The organism is Desulfovibrio sp., assembly GCA_016208105.1.
Classification (GTDB): Bacteria; Desulfobacterota; Desulfovibrionia; order Desulfovibrionales; family Desulfovibrionaceae; genus Fundidesulfovibrio.
The window spans coordinates 32843-53003 of record JACQYS010000003.1 but is presented as its reverse complement, the minus strand read 5'-3'; the positions used below and the strand labels follow the sequence as shown (position 1 = coordinate 53003).

22 protein-coding genes are annotated in these 20161 nt (G+C 60.0%); 16 read left to right on the top strand and 6 right to left on the bottom strand.

Translation table 11 applies throughout. The features are described from left to right. The first annotated feature begins 133 nt into the window (after nucleotides 1-133). Nucleotides 134-1258, top strand: a complete 1125-nt coding sequence (locus HY795_01815) for an HD domain-containing protein (GenBank protein MBI4803952.1) — start codon at nucleotides 134-136, stop codon at nucleotides 1256-1258. Between the two features lie 3 nt (nucleotides 1259-1261). Here the strand turns inward: HY795_01815 and HY795_01810 are convergent, their stop codons facing one another. Continuing rightward, nucleotides 1262-2857 carry an MBL fold metallo-hydrolase gene (locus tag HY795_01810; GenBank protein MBI4803951.1) on the bottom strand — a complete coding sequence of 532 codons (1596 nt, stop codon included), beginning with the start codon at nucleotides 2855-2857 and terminating at the stop codon, nucleotides 1262-1264. 161 nt (nucleotides 2858-3018) lie between these two features. Here HY795_01810 and HY795_01805 point away from each other — a divergent pair, with 161 nt between their 5' ends. The 15 genes from HY795_01805 (at nucleotide 3019) to HY795_01735 (ending at nucleotide 15221) form a co-directional block, all read left to right on the top strand. Beyond that, nucleotides 3019-3498: an acyl-CoA thioesterase gene (locus tag HY795_01805; protein MBI4803950.1), complete on the top strand. Its 480-nt coding sequence runs from the start codon at nucleotides 3019-3021 to the stop codon at nucleotides 3496-3498. Nucleotides 3499-3557: 59 nt separating this feature from the next. Further along, on the top strand, nucleotides 3558-4319 hold the full coding sequence (locus HY795_01800; GenBank protein ID MBI4803949.1) for a tRNA 2-thiocytidine biosynthesis protein TtcA: 762 nt from the start codon (nucleotides 3558-3560) through the stop codon (nucleotides 4317-4319). Nucleotides 4320-4362: 43 nt separating this feature from the next. After that, nucleotides 4363-5247 (top strand): M23 family metallopeptidase, encoded by an 885-nt coding sequence (locus tag HY795_01795; protein MBI4803948.1) that lies wholly within the window; start codon nucleotides 4363-4365, stop codon nucleotides 5245-5247. Nucleotides 5248-5465: 218 nt separating this feature from the next. Then, nucleotides 5466-6251 (top strand): flagellar biosynthetic protein FliR, encoded by a 786-nt coding sequence (fliR, locus tag HY795_01790; GenBank protein ID MBI4803947.1) that lies wholly within the window; start codon nucleotides 5466-5468, stop codon nucleotides 6249-6251. A gap of 7 nt (nucleotides 6252-6258) precedes the next feature. Next, nucleotides 6259-7332 carry a flagellar biosynthesis protein FlhB gene (locus HY795_01785; GenBank protein MBI4803946.1) on the top strand — a complete coding sequence of 358 codons (1074 nt, stop codon included), beginning with the start codon at nucleotides 6259-6261 and terminating at the stop codon, nucleotides 7330-7332. Nucleotides 7333-7352: 20 nt separating this feature from the next. Further along, a complete protein-coding gene (gene flhA / locus HY795_01780; protein MBI4803945.1) occupies nucleotides 7353-9449 on the top strand; it encodes a flagellar biosynthesis protein FlhA in 2097 nt (698 codons plus the stop codon). Further along, complete coding sequence (locus HY795_01775) at nucleotides 9439-10527, top strand: hypothetical protein (GenBank protein MBI4803944.1); 1089 nt, start codon at nucleotides 9439-9441, stop codon at nucleotides 10525-10527. Before flhA ends, HY795_01775 begins: the two co-directional genes overlap by 11 nt. A 14-nt stretch (nucleotides 10528-10541) precedes the next feature. Next, the gene (locus tag HY795_01770; protein MBI4803943.1) at nucleotides 10542-11369 is read left to right on the top strand and encodes a MinD/ParA family protein; all 828 of its coding nucleotides are present in this window, start codon (nucleotides 10542-10544) and stop codon (nucleotides 11367-11369) included. Next, nucleotides 11311-12105 carry a FliA/WhiG family RNA polymerase sigma factor gene (locus tag HY795_01765; protein ID MBI4803942.1) on the top strand — a complete coding sequence of 265 codons (795 nt, stop codon included), beginning with the start codon at nucleotides 11311-11313 and terminating at the stop codon, nucleotides 12103-12105. Before HY795_01770 ends, HY795_01765 begins: the two co-directional genes overlap by 59 nt. A gap of 53 nt (nucleotides 12106-12158) precedes the next feature. Next, nucleotides 12159-12542, top strand: a complete 384-nt coding sequence (locus HY795_01760; protein MBI4803941.1) for a chemotaxis response regulator CheY — start codon at nucleotides 12159-12161, stop codon at nucleotides 12540-12542. Between the two features lie 35 nt (nucleotides 12543-12577). Beyond that, entirely contained in the window at nucleotides 12578-13309 is a 732-nt protein-coding gene (locus HY795_01755; GenBank protein ID MBI4803940.1) for a flagellar basal body-associated FliL family protein, read from the top strand. Next, entirely contained in the window at nucleotides 13309-13635 is a 327-nt protein-coding gene (locus HY795_01750; GenBank protein MBI4803939.1) for a hypothetical protein, read from the top strand. Before HY795_01755 ends, HY795_01750 begins: the two co-directional genes overlap by 1 nt. 2 nt (nucleotides 13636-13637) lie before the next feature. Then, nucleotides 13638-14057, top strand: coding sequence for a hypothetical protein (locus HY795_01745; GenBank protein MBI4803938.1), 420 nt, complete (start codon nucleotides 13638-13640; stop codon nucleotides 14055-14057). 26 nt (nucleotides 14058-14083) lie between these two features. Next, entirely contained in the window at nucleotides 14084-14383 is a 300-nt protein-coding gene (locus tag HY795_01740; GenBank protein ID MBI4803937.1) for a hypothetical protein, read from the top strand. A gap of 76 nt (nucleotides 14384-14459) precedes the next feature. After that, complete coding sequence (locus HY795_01735) at nucleotides 14460-15221, top strand: hypothetical protein (protein ID MBI4803936.1); 762 nt, start codon at nucleotides 14460-14462, stop codon at nucleotides 15219-15221. Between the two features lie 106 nt (nucleotides 15222-15327). Here HY795_01735 and HY795_01730 read toward each other — a convergent pair whose 3' ends face one another. From HY795_01730 to HY795_01710, 5 genes are all read right to left on the bottom strand, one after another. Continuing rightward, nucleotides 15328-15570 carry a hypothetical protein gene (locus tag HY795_01730; GenBank protein ID MBI4803935.1) on the bottom strand — a complete coding sequence of 81 codons (243 nt, stop codon included), beginning with the start codon at nucleotides 15568-15570 and terminating at the stop codon, nucleotides 15328-15330. Between the two features lie 295 nt (nucleotides 15571-15865). Next, nucleotides 15866-16366, bottom strand: coding sequence for a single-stranded DNA-binding protein (locus HY795_01725; protein ID MBI4803934.1), 501 nt, complete (start codon nucleotides 16364-16366; stop codon nucleotides 15866-15868). Between the two features lie 114 nt (nucleotides 16367-16480). After that, the gene (locus HY795_01720) at nucleotides 16481-16828 is read right to left on the bottom strand and encodes a formin-like protein 18 (GenBank protein MBI4803933.1); all 348 of its coding nucleotides are present in this window, start codon (nucleotides 16826-16828) and stop codon (nucleotides 16481-16483) included. A gap of 362 nt (nucleotides 16829-17190) precedes the next feature. Continuing rightward, entirely contained in the window at nucleotides 17191-17841 is a 651-nt protein-coding gene (locus HY795_01715) for a biotin attachment protein (GenBank protein MBI4803932.1), read from the bottom strand. A gap of 10 nt (nucleotides 17842-17851) precedes the next feature. Next, nucleotides 17852-20101, bottom strand: a complete 2250-nt coding sequence (locus HY795_01710) for an acetyl-CoA carboxylase carboxyl transferase subunit alpha/beta (GenBank protein ID MBI4803931.1) — start codon at nucleotides 20099-20101, stop codon at nucleotides 17852-17854. Nucleotides 20102-20161: the final 60 nt, after the last annotated feature.

The window sequence follows — 20161 nt, the reverse complement described above, 5'->3', positions numbered from 1 at the left end:
AGCCAGGATGACATCCGGCCAACATTTCGGGAGTCAAAGGATCAGCCAGCTCCTCACGCCCCTTCGCCCAAAGGAGCACGCCTGGTCCCGGCACCCGGGGACCTTGAAGCTGCGTCACGGATTGGAAACCTCCATGGAAATATATCTGGTTGGCGGCGCGGTGCGGGACATCCTTCTCGGAAGGGCCGTCACCGACCGCGACTACCTCGTGGACCACGCTGACCAAGCCGCCTTCACAGGGCGGTATCCCACGGCCCGCCTGGTGGGCAAGTCCTTTCCGGTGTTCATCCTCGACGGCAGCGAATATGCTTGGCCACGAGGCGGCTCGCTCGAGGCGGACCTCCTTCTGCGCGATCTCACCATCAATGCCATTGCCCTGGGCGAAGGCGGCATGCTGCACGCGCACCCCACGGCCATCACCGATCTCCAGGCCGGAGTATTGAGGCCCTGCTCTCCATCTTCGCTTAAGGACGACCCGGTGCGAGTGTTTCGCGCGGCCCGGTTCGCGGCCCAATTCCCGAACTTCTCGCCCAGTCCGGAACTTCTGGCCCAGATGCGCGTTGCGGCTGCGGAAGGCCTGCTCCATGATCACGCCGCCGAGCGGGTGGGCCGAGAAGTGTCCAAAGCCCTGGCCGCGCCATGCCCGTCGCGGTTCTTCGAGCTTTTGGAACGCACGAACTGCCTCGCACCCTGGTTCGGAGAATTGCTCGCCTGCATTGATGTCCCTGCGGGACCGCCTGAACACCACGACAAGGACGTGTTCGGCCACACCTGCGAAATTATGGACCGCCTGGCAGGGGACCCGCTCGCCGTCTGGATGGCCCTGGCCCATGACCTGGGCAAGACTCTCACCCCACGTGAAGTCTGGCCCAGCCACCACGGCCACGAGAAGGCAGGCGTGGGATTGGCGCAAACGCTTGGTTTGCGGCTGCGTTTGCCCAGATCGTTCATCGACGCTGGCATGATGGCCGCCGGTGAGCACATGCTGGTGAGTGATTACGAGAGATTGCGCACGGGCACCAAGGTGGACCTGCTTTTGAGGATGGAAGCCAAGAGGCTCACCACAAGGATGTTCAAGCTTGCGGCCGCGGACAGCCAGAACCAGGACCTTGCCCTTCTGCGCCGGGCCAAGCGGGATCTGCGGGCCATCCGCAAGGTGAAGCTGCCTGACGACAAACGCGATCTGGGTGAGAAATCCGGAGAACTGCTCCGCCAGCTCAGGTGCGAAGCGATCGCGGCCCGTGACCCCGATGCATGACCCCTACCATCCGGCCTGCTCCACCCCGTAGAAATCGCCGTGCCCCGGAAAGACCATGGCCCGCTTGCCCTTGGCGGACAGATCAGCGTCGGTCTTCTTCATGAGCGCCTGCAGCATCCCCATCTCCTTGCTGAAAATGGTCGAATCCGCATTGGTGCTGGTGAGAAGCGATTTGTGCACGGACAGCGCTTCGCGTTCCCGTGGCGACAGGCTGGCCGCGTCCAGCAAGTAATCGCCGGAGAACAGGATGCCAAGATAGGGGTTGAAGTAGAACACCTGTCCGGCCGAATGCCCTCCGAGGCTTTCCAAGACCAACAGCTCAAGATCAGCCACACGCACCTTTCCGATCACCGGGAACCCCCCGTAATTGCCTCCCGCGGGTTCGAAAGCGTCAACCCTTTGGGGAGGAACGAGATCGGAGAGCCGCACCACGAGGCGGGTAAACGGCCCGTTGATCTCTTTGAGAGGGCCCCTGCCCAATGTTCTGTCCTCTTCGGCAAAGACCCTTGCGCTCTCCGGGTGCATGAGCACCCTGGCCCCGTACCGGGTTTGGAGACGTCCGGTCCAGCCGGCGTGGTCCGCGTCCGGGTGCGTGGCCAGCACCGTGTCGATGCGCGCGGGATCGAACCCATGGGAGGCCAGCCAGGCCATGACGTCCTCGAAATAGACGCCGAAGTTGGTGTCGAGCATGGCCAGCCCGTCTTTGTGGCACAGAAGGTAGCTGTTGGCCCCCTCCGGACAGGCGATCATGTACAGGCTCACCCCCAGGGTCACGCGCACCGGCCCTGTCAGGCGCAGGGTGAAACGCTCGCCGGTGGTTCCCACGGCCATGGCCGCCAGCCGCAGGATATTGGAAAAAACCTCGGATGCGGCCAGGGCCTCCCCGGAAACTCCTGATGCGCTTCGAAAATCGGCCAGGGCCTGGCGGATCGCCTGGGACGTGCTGAAGAGCTCCTCCAGCGTGTTCATGCGCTCCGAAGGCAGCACGTGCCTGAGCTTGAACAGGAACGCCTCCACTCCCGAAAGCCCCAGGGCCTCGTCCACGTCGGAATCGTCCCCGCCGCGCCAGAGCACATGGTAGTGGTAGCCGGCCCTGGTCAATTCCCCCAGCAAGGACGACACCTGGCGGGCGCCGCTGGTGGCCACCGAGACCTCGGCCATCTCGCGGTCCTTGGAGATGTCGTAGGACATGTGGATGACGTTGGCTTCAAGCGTCTTGAAATGACCAGCCAAGGCCGCAAGGGCCCCGGGCCTGTTCTCCAGGGCCACCTTGAAGCTGAGCACACCAGCCACATCCGTGATCAGTTCAGGTTCTCCGCTCTTTCCGGGCAAGGGATCCAGGAGCCCGCGCGTGGCCAGGGAGTCCAGCACCTTTGCGGCCAGAACGGCACTCTCGCAGGAGAGTTCCAGTTCCACGCGATTGGGATGGGTGCCCCTGTCGTACAGCAGGCGCTCGATGTTCACCCCGAACCTCCCGGCCAGGGAAGCGAGATCGGACAAGGCGCCGGGCCTGTCGGCGAGATCGACGGCCAGGGACGCGTTCCAGGAACCGCCGTGCCTGGACAAGGCGCACGGGGCGCCGGAATTCACGGGTTCCATGTATCGTCCTCCGAAAAATGGCCGGGATTGCGCGAGCCCCCGGCCTGGGCTAGTAGGTATACGTACCAGTGCGCCCCTTCATTTCAGGGTGCGGTCAATAACAATACGACTCAACTCCGGAGCGACACCTCGCTCAGGACGGAGTAACCGGAGCCCCCCATATGGACGAGCCCGTGACACTTGGCAAGCCCGCTTCATTAAGCCGGACCGAACTCTCCGTGGCCATGCTTCCCCAGGACGCCAATCCCTACGGATCCATCCACGGCGGCGTGATCTTGAAACACATCGACGCCGCCGCTGCCATGGCCGCCATGCGCCACTGCCGGGGCAACGCGGTCACCGTGGCCATCGATCAGGTGTGTTTCCTGGCTCCCTCCCGGGTGGGAGAGCTGGTGACGTTTCGGGCCCAGGTGAACCATGTGGGGCGCACCTCCATGGAGATCGGTGTCCGGGTGGAGTCCGAGAACCTCTTTTCCGGCGATATCCGCCACACCGCCTCGGCCTATCTCACCTTTGTGGCTCTGGACACCAGCGGCGCACCCACACCGGCCCCGGCCCTCATCCTCGAAACCGACGATGACCGCCGCCGCAACGCCGAGGCCGAAGCCCGGCGCAAATTAAGAACCGGCGTCTGTTCGTAACCGCTTGCCTTCCGGGCCGGGCCCGGATACACCCCGCTGCCGTTTCAAGCGAGGTCAACATGTCCTTCAAACGCGTCAAGAAAGAAAAATCCACCTATGCCCAGAAGATGTGCGTGGGCCAGGCCGGCAAGCTCATGCGCCAGCTCTCCATGCTCGAGCCCGGTTCCAGGGTGGGCGTGGCCGTATCCGGAGGCGTGGACAGCTTCGTTTTGTTGAACGTCTTGCGCCTGCGCCAGCGCATCGTGCCCTTCAAGTTCGATGTTCTGGCCCTGCATGTGAATCCCGGTTTCGACAATGCTTCCCATGCCCCTCTCATAGACTGGTGCGCTTCACACGGAGTTGCCCTGCACGCCGAAAGCACGGACCACGGACCACGGGCGCACTCCCCTGAAAACCGCAAGGCATCGGCCTGCTTCTTCTGCGCCATGCTCAGGCGCACCCGGCTTTTCCAGCTGTGCGAGCACTACAAGCTCACGCACCTGGCCATGGGACACAATGCCGACGATCTGGTGGTCACCTTTTTCATGAACCTTTTCCAGACCGGCAAGGTCCAAGGGCTCTCCGCCTCAGAGCCGTTCTTCCAGGGCAAGCTTCGGATGATACGTCCCCTGCTCACCGTGGAGAAGGACCACATCAAGCGGGCCGCCCGCCAGTGGGACCTGCCCATCTGGGCCAACCCCTGCCCTTCGGCCGGGAACACCCGCCGCGCCGACTTCGAAATATGGCTGAAGGACATGTTCGCCAAGGATAAGCGGTTCAGGGCCAACTCCTTCGGCGCGCTCACCCGCTGGCAGCTTGACACGGCCCAGCCCCCGACCTAGCCTGTTTGTTCCGCGTTGTATTCAGCACAAAAGAACGAACACCATGCCCGATTCATCAAAGTTTGAGATCTTCCGCGACGAAGGCAACCTCTATACCCGCATCGCCCCCAGAACACGCCTTATTTGGGCCTCCACGGTTCTTTTGGCCCTGGTGCTGGCAGGCAACATCTGGTGGCTCTCCGCAACCCTGATGAAGCCATATTACGAAGAGGAACTGGAGGATTTCGTCAAATCCACAACCCTTCGCGCCCAGGCCCTGGAACGCGTCGCGGCCAAGACCAAGGAGGCCGAAGACGGGGTGGAGCGGCTTCGCGCGGGCGACTCAAGCCTGCGGGAAATGATCAAGCTGGACAAAGGAGCCAGACACGTGGCTCAGGGCGTTGGCGACGGCGGCGAACAGCGCCTCGACCAGATAGCCTTGCTCAACCGAATGGAGATCCAGGCGGCCTATATCCGCGCCTTGAATCGTCCGGTGAAAATGAAGGTCGTCGATTCGGAGCCCATCTTAAATATTCTCGCAAGAAACCCCTCCCCCATGGGCACCGCGCCGGATGCCTGGCCCGCGCAAGGAATCATCTCCTCCGAATTCGGAGTCCGGCTCTCGCCCTTCGCCGGTCAGGAAGAGTTCCACAAAGGCGTGGACATCATGACTCCGGCGGGATCGCCCGTGCGGGCCCCGGCCCCGGGGATGGTCTCCTTTGCGGGCGAGGACGCCGAGGGGACCCAGGCCGTCGTGCTGGAGCATGGCGGAGGCTACGTGACCACGTTTTCCCATATGCAGCGCCTTGAAGTGAAAGCCGGCGAACGTGTTGAACGTGGCCAGGACATTGGCTCCGTGGGGCAGGAAGGACGCTCCACCGGCCCGCATCTGCACTATGAGGTTCACCTGCACGGCATCCCGGTCGATCCGAAAAAATATCTCCCCTAGCTGAATGACTCCTGGCCCCCCGGAGAGCATCACTCAGCCTCGATCACATATCTTCCGCCAGACCAGCTCTCCGCCACAGCGCCGTCATCCGTCCGGACCGGCGAACCCGGTGCTTCCAGGACAATGGAAGCAGATGTCAGGGAACCAACCAGGAACAGACTGTCACCTTAGCTCCACCCGACGCCCAGGCTGGCCTGGGAATTGCTAGTCAGCGTCGCATGGAGCTTTTCAATCTCAACGCCTCACAATTCTACAGCTTTTTTTTGACGATCATGCGCGTGAGCATCGTTGTGTTCATGCTGCCTTTTTTTGGTGCAGGCTCGATCCCCAACGCCGTCAAAGGCGCCTTCTGCCTCGTTTTGAGCGTCTCCATCTGGCCCAGGCTCTCCTTCCCCGGAAGTCTTCTGCCTTTGGACGCCCTTGGACTCATTCTCATGATGATGGGTGAGCTGGTGCTTGGGCTGGTCATAGACATAATCATCCGTTTTCTCTTCGCCGCGGTAATGACCGGCGGCCACCTTGTGGGCTTTTCCATGGGGTTTGCCATGATGAACGTCTTAGACCCCATGACCGGCACGTCCGAATCCGTCACTGCCCAGCTCCTCTACCAGTGCACCATCCTGATGTTTTTATCCATGAACGGGCACCTCTTCCTGCTCTCCGGCCTTGCCGAAAGCTTCGCACTGGTGCCTCCGGGCGGGCTTTTCATCACCCCGGCACTGGCTGATTCGGTACTCAAGTTCTCCGCAGAAATCTTCGTCCTGGCCCTAAAAATAAGCGCACCAGTGCTTGCATCGCTTTTCCTTGTGGACTTGGCCCTTGCCCTGGTTTCCCGGGCCGCGCCGCAGATGAACGTCATTCAGATCGGCTTTCCCGTGAAGATAAGCGTCGGTTTTCTGTTCATGACCCTCACCCTCACCGCCCTCTCCCACTTCGTGGGGGACTACCTGTCGGATTTGGGCCCGATGTTCACGGCGGTGATGAACAGGCCCATTCTCCACTAAGACGCCAATGGCCGAAAGAGAACCGGGAAGAACAGAAAAAGCGACCCCGAAACGCCGGGGAGACGCACGTAAAAAGGGATCGGTACCCAAAAGCGCCGAGCTGCCCAAAGTGGCCGCGCTTCTGCTTGGCATGCTGGCCACGAAATATACGCTAGGCATATACGAACGCGAGATGAGCGAGATATTCCGATGGTTCCTGACCGACGGGATGAAGCTCACCATCACCACCACCACCGTCAACATTCTCTTGCAGGATTTGAGTTGGCGCATGGCCAAGATGCTGTTGCCCACCCTCATCATCCTCACTGCCACCGCCTATCTCGTCCTGCGCCTGCAGGTGGGCAATCTGTGGGTGCTGCCCTGGGAGAATTTCAGCTTCGAAAAGCTCTTCAATCCCATGGCCGGCATAAAGAAGCTCATGCTCGACCCCAAGACCCTGGTCCGGCTGGCCAAGCAGGTGGGTCAGGCTTTGGCCATCGGCGTGGCGCCGTATCTGGTGCTCAAGAACGAGTTCGGCAACTTCATGCCGCTTTTCTACGCCAACGCCCAGGGTCTGGCCGCCTACATCCTGACCAACACCATGACCATGCTCTGGTATTCCATGGTGCCCATGATCCTCATAGCGGTGGCCGACACCTGGTACACCCGCTGGGATTATGAGGAAAACCTCAAGATGACCAAGAGCGAGGTCAAGGATGAAGCCAGAAACGCCGAGGGCGACCCGGAGATTAAAAGCAAGCAGCGCCAGAAGATGTTCGCGGTCATGGGCAAGCGCATGCTCAAGAATGTTCCCAAAGCCGACGTCATAATCACCAACCCCACGCATATCGCCGTTGCTCTTCAATACAACGCGCTCTTGGCGCCCGCGCCCATCCTGCTGGCCAAGGGCGCGGACCACATGGCTGAAAGAATCAAGGAAGTCGCCCGCGAACACGGCATTCCCATCCGCGAGAACAAGCCCCTGGCACGGGCATTGTATAAAGATGCCGAGATCGGCGAGATGATTCCCGAGGCGCTGTTCCAGGCGGTGGCCGCGGTGCTGGCCCAGCTTGATAAGTTCCGTAAGCGTGGACAACGCTAAACCGAAAAGGTGTCAAAGATATGGCAAAATCACTGGCAGTGAATTTCGACTACGCCAAGTTCACAAAGCAGGGCGACTTCATGCTGGCCTTCGGCGTGGTGATCATCCTGTTCGTCATGCTTGTGCCAGTGCCGACCATTATCATCGACCTTATGCTCACCCTGTCCATATCGGTGAGCCTGGTGGTTCTGGTTACTTCCATGTTCATGACTTCGCCCTTGGAATTCTCCATCTATCCATCGCTTCTTCTGGTCACCACCATGCTGCGCCTGGCCCTGAACGTGGCCTCCACCCGCCTTGTTCTCCTGCATGGAGACGAAGGCACCGGGGCTGCCGGCCAGGTCATCAAATCCTTCGGAGAATTCGTGGTGGGAGGCAACTACGTCATCGGCATAGTTGTGTTCCTGATCCTCTTCTCGCTCAACAAGACCGTCATCGTTGCCGGTACCACGCGCATCGCTGAAGTGGCCGCACGCTTCACCCTGGACGCCATGCCAGGCAAGCAGATGGCCATCGAGGCGGACTTGAACGCCGGCTTGCTCAACGAACAGGAAGCCAACAGGCGCCGCGAGCTGATACGCAAGGAAGCCGACTTCTACGGCGCCATGGACGGTGCGAGCAAGTTCGTCTCCGGTGACGTGAAAGCCACAATGCTCATAACGGTCATCAACATCGTGGGCGGTTTCCTTATTGGCGTGCTGCAAAAGGGCATGGACTGGAAGCTCGCCGCATCCACCTACACCATCCTGACCATCGGCGACGGTCTGGTTTCCATCATCCCTTCGATCATCATCTCCGTTTCCGCAGGCCTCATCGTGTCCCGGGCCGCGGCCGAGGCTAAGATGGGCGAGGAATTCATCGCCCAGCTCACCGGACATCCCAAGGCGCTGCAACTGGTCAGCGGCATGCTTTTCGTCTTCGGGCTTGTTCCGGGCATGCCCCTTATTCCTTTCTCTATCCTTGCCGTCCTGCTCTTCGGGCTCTCCCGGGTGAGCCAGAAGCAGCAAGACATCCTCGCCGACGGCCAACAGGCCGAAAAAAGCGCCCCCCAGGAACTCGAAACTCCCGAGGAAGTGCAACAACTCCTGCCTCTGGACGCCTTGGAACTGGAGGTGGGCTACGGCCTCATCCCGCTGGTGGACGAAGAGCAGAACGGCAACCTCTTGGCCCGCATCCGCTCAATCAGGCGTCAGTTCGCCCTGGACATGGGTGTGATTATTCCGTCGCTGCATCTGCGCGACAATCTGCAGCTCAAGCCCGGCCAGTACGCCGTGTTGATCAAAGGCAACGAAGTGGCTTCCGCGGAGATTCTCATCGACCACTACCTGGCCATGGACCCAGGCGACGCGAAGCTGCGCATCCAGGGAGTGGAAACACGCGAGCCTGCCTTCAACCTGCCCGCGCTGTGGATTCCCGAGGTTTCCAAGGAAGAGGCCATGCTGGCAGGCTACACCGTGGTGGACCCGTCGACCGTGATATCCACGCACCTGACAGAGGTGTTCAAACGCAACCTCCACGAATTCCTCGGACGCCAGGAAGTGCAGGCGCTGCTGGACAACCTCCACAAGCGCGCCCCCAAGGCCGTGGAGGAACTCGTTCCCGGCGTGCTCTCGCTCGGAGTGCTGCAAAAGGTGCTGCAGAATCTGGTGCGCGAAGGCGTGTGCATCCGCGACATGCTGACCATAGTCGAAACGTTGGGGGACTACGGCCTGTCCACAAAGGATGCAGACCAGCTCACCGAGTACGTGCGCTCGCGCATGGGCAGGTCCATCGTGAAGCCGTTTCTCACAAGCGATTCCACCCTGCCCATCTTCACCCTGGCTCCATCCGTGGAGGGCATGGTTCAGGAATCGATCCGCCAGACCGACCACGGCGCGTTCCTGGCCATGGACCCTGGCTCCGCACAGAACCTTATCTCCAGCATCAACCAGCAAATGGAAAAGGCCCTGGTCAGCGAAGGCCAGCCCGTTCTGCTGGTTGCTCCCGCAACCAGGCCGCACTTGGCCCAGCTCTTGAATAGGTTCCTCCCGACGCTCCCGGTGATCTCACAGGCGGAAATACCGGCGGAAATCAGGCTGCAATCCCTAGCAACCATAGGACTGAGCCATGCGGGTTAAGACATTCAGAGGTTCCAGCACCACCCAGGTGATGGCCCAGATCAAGAGGGAACTCGGCCCCGAGGCCGTGATCCTCTCCAACCAGACACGCCGGGAAGACGGCTCAACCATCTGCGAGATTATGGCCGCGGTGGAACCCGACCAGGGGTTTCCGGAGCCTTCTGCGGACGGAGCTCCCGGCGCGGCCCAGCTGGTCTCGCACTCCGGGTGGGAACGGGAGTGGTGCGAGATGAAGGGGCACCTTTCGGCCCTGCTCAAACCCCACATGAACCTGGACAGCCTCCCTCCCCGTCAAAAAATGGCCATGGAATACCTCGAACGCGAAGGCGTCGAGGAACCCATCATGCTCGGCCTCTTCCGCCAGCTCCAAAACGCCCGCGGGGCGTCCTTGCTGACTGAACTTGGCAAGGTTGCCCGGATAAAGCCCTATGGCCAGTTCACGGAGAAATTCCAGATGGTGGCCGGACCCTCAGGTTCCGGCAAGACCACGGCACTGCTTCGCATGGCCGTTGCCGCCAAGAAGGCCTCCCCGGACAAGCGCATAGGCATCCTCAACTGTGATGGCCGTGGTGCGGGTGGCAAGGCAATCCTGAAACGCTACGCCGAGCTTTCCGGCCTGACCTATGCCGAAGCCCCGGAATCCGAGGATTTCGTCAAAGTGCTTCTTGCTTGCCGAAACTTTGACGTGATCTTCGTGGACCTCCCGGCCATGCTCCAGGGCGAGAGCCTGGGCCAATGGACAGGGGAAAGAAGCCTGGCCCTGCGCGACGACGTGGCCATACACTTGACGCTCACCCCCTATTTCTCAACGCCGCACTACCGTACCATATGGGAAAGGTACCGTTCGGACCTGGTCAAAAGCATCATCTGGACGAAATTGGACGAAGCCTGTAGTTTTGGAAATCTGATCAACGTGGCGCAAATGACCGGACTGCCCGCGTCGGCTCTGTCCTTCGGTCCCGGAGTGGTGGGGGCCATGGCTGCCGCCGAATCCCAGACATTGTGGAGGCTCGTGTTCTCCCATCAGATGCCTGGGGCAGCGAACTCGTCCAACCCTAACGTGGAAAAGGCCGCGTAAACGGACAACCAACCATGCAAGGCAATCTTCCCCTGGTGTTTTCCGTCACCTCCGGAAAAGGTGGCGTGGGCAAGACCAACATCTCCGTGAACCTGGCCGTAAGCCTGGCCAAGATGGGCAAACGCGTCGTTTTATTGGACGCGGACCTGGGTCTGGCCAATGTGGACGTTCTTCTGGGCATGGCCCCTGAGCTCAATCTGTTCCATCTTTTCCACAAGGGTGTGAACTTAAAGAAGGTGCTCTTCAAGACCCCCTTCGGCTTCCACATCCTTCCGGCCTCTTCGGGAGTGTCCGAGATGCTCTCGTTGTCCACAGGGCAGAAGCTCGAGCTTCTGGAGGCCATGGACTACCTCGAGGACAAGATCGACTACCTGATCGTGGACACCGGCGCCGGCATCGGCGACAATGTGGTCTATTTCAACCTGGCGGCCCGCGAACGCCTGCTGGTGTTGACGACCGAACCGACATCGCTTACCGACGCCTATGCCCTCGTGAAGGTTATGCATTTGAACCATGCGGTGAACAGGTTCCGTGTGGTTGTGAACATGGCCCCCAACGAAAAGGCGGCCAGGCAGGTCTTCAGCAAGCTCTACGCGGCTTGCGACCACTTCCTCGACGGAATTTCGCTGGATTTTGTGGACTTTATCCCGCATGATACAACAGTTAGACAGGCGGTGATCAAGCAGGTTCCATTCTGCCATTTGGCACCGGACGCGCCAGCGAGCCTGCAAGTTGTGAGCATGGCGCGAAAAATCACCAGCTGGGACTCGGGCGCGCACCTCGATGGAAATATCAAGTTCTTCTGGAAAAAGCTCCTCTTCCAAGAGCAGTCCGTGGCTTAGCTTCGAAGCCGGAGCCAAGTCCTGGGAGGACTTTGCGCACCCTGACCGTCAGGAGATCGTCCGGCATTATTCCCCCAAGATCAAACTTCTGGCCCTGCGCATGAAAGCCAAGCTCCCGCCCAGCGTGGAGCTTGGCGAGCTCATGAGCGCCGGCGCCTTGGGCCTTTTGGAGGCATTGGGGCGCTTCAAGCCCGAGCTGGGCATCAAGTTCGAGACCTTCGCCGAATCACGCATCAAAGGATCCATGCTCGACGAACTGCGCAAGCTCGACTGGTTCAGCCGGGGGCAGCGCCACCGGGTTCGCGTTATCGACGACGCGGTGCGCAAGCTGGAGGCGGTCTCCGACGAGGTTCCAAGTGTCGAGAAGCTCTCCGAGACCACCGGCCTGACCCACAAAGAGGTTTCGCAGGCCCTGGAGTGCATGCAAAGCCAGCTGTGCCTGAGCCTCGATGCCATTACGGAGAACTTGACGTCTTTTAAGCAACAGCAGATTGACAATGAGCCGTACAAATCCACCGCACTCAAAGAAATCGTTGACAAACTGGCTCTGCTTATTGATGAACTGACGCCAAGGGAACAGCTTGTACTGTCCTTGTATTACGTGGAAGAGTTGAACATGCGCGAGACCAGCGAGGTCATGGGTATCACCGAGGGCCGGGTTTCACAGCTGCATTCCCAAGCCCTGGCCAAGCTGCGAAGCAAGTTCCATGCTCGATACGGCATTGTGGACGCCTAAATAAGAGGCGTTGAAACCCGCCCGTAGCGGGCACTGTAAAAGGAGACCATCATATGGCCGTGAACAAAAGCATGCGTGTGCTTGTCGTGGACGACTTCTCCACCATGCGCCGCATCATCAAGAACATTCTTCGCCAGCTGGGTTTCACCGACATCGTTGAAGCCGACGATGGCACCACGGCCTGGGAAATCCTCAACAAGGACAGGATCGAATTCGTCATCTCCGACTGGAACATGCCCAAGATGCCCGGCATCGAGCTTCTCAGGAAGGTGCGTTCCAGCGAGGAATTCGCCAACATGCCCTTTCTGATGGTCACGGCCGAGGCTCAACAGGAGAACATCATCGAAGCCGTTCAGGCCAAGGTCTCCAACTACATCGTCAAGCCGTTCACAGCGGAAACGCTCGGCCAGAAGATCGAAAAGATCTTCGACAAATAGCCCCGGGCGGGGGCAGCCCCCCGCCCTAACCACTCATGCTCCCTCCCCCGTCTGACGGCTCCGGCTCTCCGGGTGATCCCCTGCAGACGCCCGCGTCTTCTGACGAACAAGACAACAAAGCCAAGCTAGACGACACCGAACTCAACGTCGGTTCCCCCCGCGCCATGCAGAAGGTGGAGCTGGATCTCGACGACGCTCCGTTCCTTGAGGACGACGAGGCCCCCCCACCGGCAGACGAGGACATTCCCGCTCCAGCGCCGCAGGAATTCGAAGAACAGATCAAGCTTCCTTTCTGGAAGAACAAGAAGGTGGTCCTGGGCGGGGGAGCTGCTCTTCTGCTGCTCATAATCTTGATCGTCTGGTGGTTCTTTTTCCGTGGAGTCAAGGTGCCCAAAGAGGAACCTCCTCCACCACCTCCGGTTACCGAGCCGGAAAAACCCGCGGCTCCGCCCGCTCCGCCGGAAGCCTTCGTCCCCATGGATGCGTTTCTTGTGGAAAAGACCGACGCCAAAGGGGCGACCAGGATTCTCTCGCTCAAGATAAAGCTCGTCTATAAAGACGACCAGCGCCTGACCAGGGAAATCCAGTCAAAGAACTTTGCGCTACGCGATGGCCTGTATTATAATCTAAGGAATAAATCTTTTGCGAATCTGACCGATAAGGACGGAGTGGAGCTTCTGCGAGAGGAACTTCGAGGCGTTGTGAACAACTATCTGAACACCGGACAGGTGGATCAGATCCTTTTCGAGGAACTTCTGGTGAAATGATGTCCGACATAAACATCACGACCACCATCGCCCAGCTGCCCAACCTCCAGGGAGTGGCCGGAGCCCAGCTTGCCCATCCGGAGGCGCAGCAGGTATTCGCCGCCCAGCTTGCCCAAGAGAGCCTGAAAGAGCAGATGCACCAGGTGCAGAAGGTGGATAAGCAGGAAGGCAGCGAAGCCGTCAAGGACGAGAAGGAAGGGCGAGGCGGCGAACAACATATGCACCAGCGCAATCGCCAGGCCAAAAAGGACGCTCCAGAGGACGGTGACTCTGCCCCGCCGTCCGCTTCGCCCTGGCTCGGTCATCTCATCAACAAAAAGGTCTAGCCGTGTCCCTCCAAGAATGGCTTCTCATACTCCTCACCGGCAGTGAGCTGGTGCTTTTGATCCTTGTCGTCGGATTCTTCGCGAGGCTTCGACGTTCGGAAGACATGCTGTCGTCTTTGCAGAACAACCAGGCGGAGCTCATGGGCAAGCTTCAGAAAAGCGCCCAGTTGGAACAAGAGCTCCTCGAATCCTTCGAAGACCGCCAGCGGGCGCTGATTCGCCTCGAGGACAAGCTCGCCATCCGGGAAAAGGAACTGTCCACGCTTTTAAAGCAGGCCGAAGAAATCAGCCGCTCGCCGGATTTTCTGCGCCAGGTTGTCATTGCGGGAATCAAGAAGGGGCAGTCCGCCAGGGATCTGGCCAAGGCCACGGGGCTCTCCCAGGACGAAGTCGCGCTTATCATATCGCAAGCCAAAGCCTGACCTCTCGGGCTTCGTAAACACACCCCATGCGCATACGCGGCCGAGGTTCATCCTCCTTCGGATCAGGGGGCCAACACCGGGAGTCCGAACGCTCGGAACGCTTCCGTAAAGCCCACCGCGTTGGGCAAAAAGTCTCGGGAACCATCCAGCAGTGGGATGAATCCGGCCTGGCCTGGGTGCAGATCGACGGGCACCGCCTGCTGGCGCAGGTATCCCAGGATTCGAATCTCGGACTTGAACGCGCGTTCCTCGTGGTGAGTCTCTCCCCGGACATTGTTCTCAAGGAAATCACCGGAAAACATTCCGGCTTGAACGTCCTGGTGTGACCCGGACGCTCCCGCCGCACTCAAGATTACAAAGCGCTTTCATTTCGTGCGCGGCGCGACCAAGGAGCAAAACACGATGATCCTGATCGGCACCCCCAGCTACAACGGTTCCGTCACCCTCAACTACATGCGCTCGGTGCTCGAGATGCAAGACATCCTGAATTCGGCCGGAATCCATACGGGTTTCCAGCCCCTGGCTTACGAGAGCCTCATCACCCGAGCCAGAAACTACATCGCCAACGAATTCCTGCGCCAGAAAGAGTTCACGCATCTTCTCTTCATCGACGCGGACATCGGCTTTCCCGCTGAAGCAGCCCTGCGCTACCTGCGCTCGGACAAGGACGTGGTCTGCGGCATCTACCCGGTGAAGCATCTGGACGTGGACAAATTGCGCCGCATGCCTGACGAACTGTCGACTTTGGACGCCGTAGCCGCGTCTCTCAGTTACACGGTGAAGCTCAAGTCCGGATGCGTGGTGGACAAATTCGGGCTGGTGCCCGTGGAATACGGCTCCACGGGTTTCATGATGATCAAACGGCACGTACTGGAGAAAATCGCCGAAGCCTACCCCGAACTGCGCTACCGCAACGCCTACGTCAACACCGGTGAGGAAGGCATGGAGTACACCGCGTTCTTCGACACGGCCATTGATCCTGTGAATCGGGATTACCTTCCCGAGGATTACGCCTTCTGCAAGCGGTGGACCGCCTTAGGCGGCGAAATCCACGCCGACGTGCTGAGCAGATTCATCCATTCGGGCAATTGCGACTATGCCGGTGACTACCCGGTGTTCCTCAAGCACTTCCAGGCCGGAGAAGAAAAGCCTGACAGCGATTAGCCCATGGCTTTTCATAAGCTGAGCATACAGACAACAAGGCCGGTTCTTCCCAGAGCCGGCCTTGTTGTTTCATGGACCGAGTCATCCCATGATGCTGGGTTTGGCGCTACCACCTCTGCCTGTAGTAATACCTCGGGTAATAATAGTAGCCGCCATAGTATGGCGGAGGCGCGGGAGCATAGTACACCGGGGGCGGCGGGGCAGGCGGATAATACACCACCGGGGGCGGAGCGTAGTAGACCGCCGGAGGCGGAGGGAGAAACTCGTAATGGGTTTGCCCGTCCTTGTCCTTATAGACCGCGCAGGAGCAGAGCATCAGAGAGCAGACACAGACCAGAAGGCGCTTCATGATTTGCCTCCATGAATTCCGTTCGTCGAGGAGCCGGAATGTCCGTCAGGACCTGACCCTAGGGTTTTCGGCACTGTTCAGTTCAGCCCTGAGTCCTTGTCGCTCCAAGACTTGTTCACGTTACTCTTTCCAGCCCATCCATGCCATGAACCTGCTGAACCAAGAAGAGCCGTTCACATCCGCCCTCTTCTATGAGGCAAGTGTACACCATACGGCGGTCACGGGAAAAACAGAAAAAGCCCAGCATGCGCATGTCATGCTGGGCTTTAATCCACATCGATGATTCGAATGCCCTCTAGAACGGCACGTCGTCCATGCCCGAGGCCTCAGAAGGAAAAGCCGGGCCGTGGTCGTCCTCGCGTTGCTGACGGTTGTTCTGCTGGCGCTGTTGAGGCGGAGCCGAACGGCGCTCTGCTGCGCCTTCCCCGGGTGCCGCTTCCACTCCGCCACCCTTGGAATCCATGAACTGCACAGTATGACCGGGAGCGGACACCACGATCTCCGTGGTGTAGCGCTTCTGGCCCTGCTGGTCCTCCCAGCTGCGGGTGCGCAGCCCACCCTCGATGTACACCAGCCGGCCCTTGCCCAGGTAGTTGGCGCAGACTTCGGCCTGCTTGCCGTACACCTTGATGCGGTGCCACTCGGTGCGCTCTTCCTTCTGGCCCTCGCGGTTCTTGAAGGACTCGTCCGTGGCCAGCGTAAATTCCGCCGCCGGCTGGCCGGAGGGCAGATAGGTCAACTTGGGGTCCTGGCCCAGCCTGCCAACGAGAATCACCTTGTTCACGCTACCGGCCATGGGGCGCCTCCTGGTATGTTTGACGCGCGGTCCCAAGCTGGAATGCGAGCGTCATTGAATCGAATTCTCCGTAGCGATGCCGCCACAGGACTAACAAGCGTCTTTTCAAAAATTCTAACGGTATCCGGCCAGACCTTCAAGGTCGTCCAGACTGTCCTCGATCTTCTCGGTGATCTGCTGTGCCTTTTCCGGCTGCCAGGAAGCCAGGGCTTCGCGAAGGCTCTGCACGACCTTTTCCACCGCCTCGACACCCGGCCGGATGCGCTCGGCCACGGCGGCAGGGACTTCCCCGGCGGTAATCCTGGCCCGGAGCGTGTCCACGAGTTCCAGAACGCCGCGCTGGGCCGGGGCGTAGCCGTGGCCAGGAGGGTAAGCCAGGTGCGAGAGGAGAGGCCACACATCCTCCACCTTTCCCGGGTCAATGGTGGAGACGCTTACGCGCACTTGCAGAAGCTTTCCCATGGATGACCTCCTTGGGAGGCGGGGCGCTGCCCCGCACCCTGGCAGGGCTCTGCCCTGCACCCGCCAGGGAGACGTTCGTCTCCCTGGACCCTCATACGGCTTCGCGGGAATCGTGAGCCGCTTCGAGCCGGAACGCGAAGCAATACGGGCTTCCAAAGGGACTTCGTCCCTTTGGCCGCCGGAGGCATCTTCTCCTCCAGCTTCGACCGCCAGCAGTCCATTGTCAAAGACGATCTTCGCAGCCTGTTCAAAAAACCAGCTGGCAAGGAGCAGAAAAAAGTCAAGGCTGAAGCGTATTTGACATACGCGAAGGTTTGACTTCTGCACGGCAACGCCGCCAGCGGGAATTTTTCAACAGGCTGCTAGTCGCGCTCTTCCCAGTCGGACTGCACCCGGTTCACCACGTCGCGTATGACGCCCATCTGGGCCTCGGGGCAGACGCTTATGAGAGGCTGCCCCGCATCCACGTTCTGGTCGTGGGAAAAATACGTGGCATAGATGATGCCTTCCGGGCCGACATAGGACAACGGTTTCTCACGCTTCATGCGCGAAACGATGAACAGGTCCATGCCGTCCTTGACCTTGATGGACTGGCAGCCCGTCACCTTGACCTTCTTGTCCGTTTCCGGAACGAAATAGTACTTGGCGCGCTCGGGCGCGGGGAAGAGAAAGAGCACCTTCTTCAGGATGAGCTGGGTGACCTCATCCTTGGTGAAGAAGTGACGCAGCACCATGAGTGGCGTTCCCGCTTCCACGAACTTGCCGTTCAAATGGGCGTGGATCTTCTGCACCTCGCCCTTGCGGGAGCAATGGATGGGCTTGGCGTTACGCTCGCGCCCAAGGGTGACCAGAAGCGTGCCTGGTTTTTCCTTCCAGGTGCCGCTGGGGGCCTGAACCTTGGTGCCCTCTTCCGTAACCTTGAACTCGACCACCCCGGTGTGCGGGGCGATAACCTCGACCTCCTCGTAGGGGGAGGCCTTTATCTCCTCGAGTATGGCTTTCACATCCTGCACGGCTGACCCCTTAGCGGTAGTAGAGGTTGCGGCCGCCGATTATCTGGAAGGCCTGCACCAAGTTGTTTCTGATCTCGCGACGGTCCCAGATGCCCTGGATATGGCCGCGTGCCAGAGCATTGTACGCCAAGTGGTAGTCCGGCGCGATGTCCACTCCCGTGGTCTCCTTGATGACGCCGGGACCGGCGAAGCCGATGTTGGCCGAGCGCACCGAGAACTGGTAAGGCGAACAGCCCAGGAAACTGGCCACCGGACCGGCGTAGGAATTGGTGTCGTAGAGCACCAGGTAAAGCCCGCCCGCCTCGATGTAGCGGCGAACGGCCATGGTCACCCTGGGCATCTGGATGACGCCGTTGGTGCCTTCCTGGATGCGGATGCCGGCCGTGCCGTGCACGTAGGCAAGGAAAGGATAGTGTTTCTTGCGCGCCCTGGCCAAGGCCCTGATGAACTTCTCGCCCTCGGCCGCACCGACCGTACCGCCCCTGAAGGGAGCCACCAGCATGCCGATAACCACCTTGATGTTGTCAAGGGAGGCCTCGTAGGTGACGCAGGAACTCTTGAGCTTGAGCTTCTTCTTGGCGTCCTCGAGCTTCTGGTCGAAGCCGGGATAGCTCAGAGGATTGCCAGCTTCCACTCCCTGGTTGAACTCCATGATGGAATCCTTATCCAGCACGTTGTGCTGGAACCACTGGTATTCCATGGGGAAGTGGTGGCCGCAGTACTGGCAGACGCCGGCAAAATCTCCAAAAAGGTCCGGAGCCCAGAGATCCAGGCATCCATGCGTGCGGGCGTTGGGACAGGTGACGGCCTTGTCCTCGCGAGCCTTGGGGCTCACGTAGCCGTCGGCCCAGTCACCGGTCAGGCAGATACCCTCTTCGGCGCAGGAAAGTTCAGTGAGCTTCTGGATGGTCTCGTTGTCCACCTTCTTGGTCCGGCCGTTCCTGAAGGGCTTGAGAACCCTGTCAGTCACCACCCTCACTTCGGCTTCGGCCTCTTCCTTCAAGTGCAGAAGCTTTTCGCCGTAGGTGCGCAGGAACTCGTAGCGGAAATACGAATAGGTGGACCAGGACAGCTGCTGGAGCGAGTCCGCCAGACGCCTGGAATACGGCGTCTTGTCCACGCAGGCCTGTTGGGCCATGTTGCGGAACTTGCTGTAGCGTTTCCACACCAGTCTCTCTTGGGCCCGCTCGTCCAATACCCAACGAACGAAGAATGATTCCGCATCGGCCAGAGAAGCCTTTTTGCGGCGCTTGATGGCCATGGCCCGGATCAGGTTCATGCCCTTGACGGACAGGAAGGCCTCGTCCGTGGCCATGATCATTTCCTGGCGCAGGCGCTTGAAGAAGTCGTAATGGAGCGGCCTGGCACCAAGCGGGGGTTCCTGCACCACCCGGTCGATGTACCCCATGCGCAGGTTGTCTTCGGCGGTAATTTTCAGCCGCTCGGCGCATTCTTCGATCATCTCAGCCGGTGCGCGCTGGCCCTGACGAATACCGGACTCGATGGCGCCGGCCCCTTCGGGAGAGATGACAGAATAGTAGCCGTGGGAGAGCATGAGCCGCGTGTCGGCCAGGGCGATGGCCTCGGCTCCGCCCGAACCGCCCTCGGAGAAACAGGCGATCACGGGGACACGAAGCGCCGACATCTCATAGAGATTGCGCGCTATCTGCTGGGCGGCTCCGGGGTAGTCCTCGATGGGAAAGGCCCCGGGAGTGAACACGTAGGTGTGTATGGGAATGTTCTCGGTCTCGGCGACCTTCATGTACTGCAAGGCCTTGGCGTTGCCCCAGGGCTTCACCGAACCGCCGTTGCGGAACTCCTGGCCGTGCCCCTTTTCCTGCCCGATGACCATCACCGGCTGGTTGTGGATCTTGTCCCCCTGACGACGGGTGACGTAGGCCCTGGCGATGACCATGGACGGATCGATGGAGTATTCGTCCAGACCGCCTATCTCGGTGTAATTGTCGTAGCAGAACTCAAGGATGTCCTTAAGGGTTATCCGCTGCGGGTGACGGACGATGCGCACCTTGTCCATGGGGGTGAGCATGGGGTCGAGCTTTTTTTCCACGAAGACGAACAGGTCTTCCAGCTGGGAAAGCAGCTTGACCTTCTGGGCCATGGTGGCGACTGTCTCGCGGTCGCGGAATTCCGCCAGCTTGGACGTGAGCAACCCCACGTCCTCAGGCTGACGGGAGCCGAAGATATCCTGGATGTACTGGAGCCTGTCGGCAAGCTCCTGAATGCTTTTTTCTATGTCCATAGGTTGGCTTGGCTTTGTGTGTAACGGCGCTAAGAGCTTACGCCGCGCCGGACGAGGGGA

What these genes read in the sequence shown, in the direction of transcription:
- HY795_01750 (MBI4803939.1), top strand. Translation starts at nt 13,309, where the DNA reads ATGTCCGACATAAACATCACGACCACCATCGCCCAGCTGCCCAACCTC.
- HY795_01775 (MBI4803944.1), top strand. Translation starts at nt 9,439, where the DNA reads ATGCGGGTTAAGACATTCAGAGGTTCCAGCACCACCCAGGTGATGGCC.
- HY795_01720 (MBI4803933.1), bottom strand. Translation starts at nt 16,828, where the DNA reads ATGGGAAAGCTTCTGCAAGTGCGCGTAAGCGTCTCCACCATTGACCCG.
- HY795_01800 (MBI4803949.1), top strand. Translation starts at nt 3,558, where the DNA reads ATGTCCTTCAAACGCGTCAAGAAAGAAAAATCCACCTATGCCCAGAAG.
- HY795_01810 (MBI4803951.1), bottom strand. Translation starts at nt 2,857, where the DNA reads ATGGAACCCGTGAATTCCGGCGCCCCGTGCGCCTTGTCCAGGCACGGC.
- HY795_01710 (MBI4803931.1), bottom strand. Translation starts at nt 20,101, where the DNA reads ATGGACATAGAAAAAAGCATTCAGGAGCTTGCCGACAGGCTCCAGTAC.
- fliR (MBI4803947.1), top strand. Translation starts at nt 5,466, where the DNA reads ATGGAGCTTTTCAATCTCAACGCCTCACAATTCTACAGCTTTTTTTTG.
- HY795_01735 (MBI4803936.1), top strand. Translation starts at nt 14,460, where the DNA reads ATGATCCTGATCGGCACCCCCAGCTACAACGGTTCCGTCACCCTCAAC.
- HY795_01755 (MBI4803940.1), top strand. Translation starts at nt 12,578, where the DNA reads ATGCTCCCTCCCCCGTCTGACGGCTCCGGCTCTCCGGGTGATCCCCTG.
- HY795_01740 (MBI4803937.1), top strand. Translation starts at nt 14,084, where the DNA reads ATGCGCATACGCGGCCGAGGTTCATCCTCCTTCGGATCAGGGGGCCAA.
- HY795_01815 (MBI4803952.1), top strand. Translation starts at nt 134, where the DNA reads ATGGAAATATATCTGGTTGGCGGCGCGGTGCGGGACATCCTTCTCGGA.
- HY795_01770 (MBI4803943.1), top strand. Translation starts at nt 10,542, where the DNA reads ATGCAAGGCAATCTTCCCCTGGTGTTTTCCGTCACCTCCGGAAAAGGT.
- HY795_01785 (MBI4803946.1), top strand. Translation starts at nt 6,259, where the DNA reads ATGGCCGAAAGAGAACCGGGAAGAACAGAAAAAGCGACCCCGAAACGC.
- HY795_01795 (MBI4803948.1), top strand. Translation starts at nt 4,363, where the DNA reads ATGCCCGATTCATCAAAGTTTGAGATCTTCCGCGACGAAGGCAACCTC.
- HY795_01765 (MBI4803942.1), top strand. Translation starts at nt 11,311, where the DNA reads ATGGAAATATCAAGTTCTTCTGGAAAAAGCTCCTCTTCCAAGAGCAGT.
- HY795_01805 (MBI4803950.1), top strand. Translation starts at nt 3,019, where the DNA reads ATGGACGAGCCCGTGACACTTGGCAAGCCCGCTTCATTAAGCCGGACC.
- HY795_01725 (MBI4803934.1), bottom strand. Translation starts at nt 16,366, where the DNA reads ATGGCCGGTAGCGTGAACAAGGTGATTCTCGTTGGCAGGCTGGGCCAG.
- flhA (MBI4803945.1), top strand. Translation starts at nt 7,353, where the DNA reads ATGGCAAAATCACTGGCAGTGAATTTCGACTACGCCAAGTTCACAAAG.
- HY795_01730 (MBI4803935.1), bottom strand. Translation starts at nt 15,570, where the DNA reads ATGAAGCGCCTTCTGGTCTGTGTCTGCTCTCTGATGCTCTGCTCCTGC.
- HY795_01760 (MBI4803941.1), top strand. Translation starts at nt 12,159, where the DNA reads ATGGCCGTGAACAAAAGCATGCGTGTGCTTGTCGTGGACGACTTCTCC.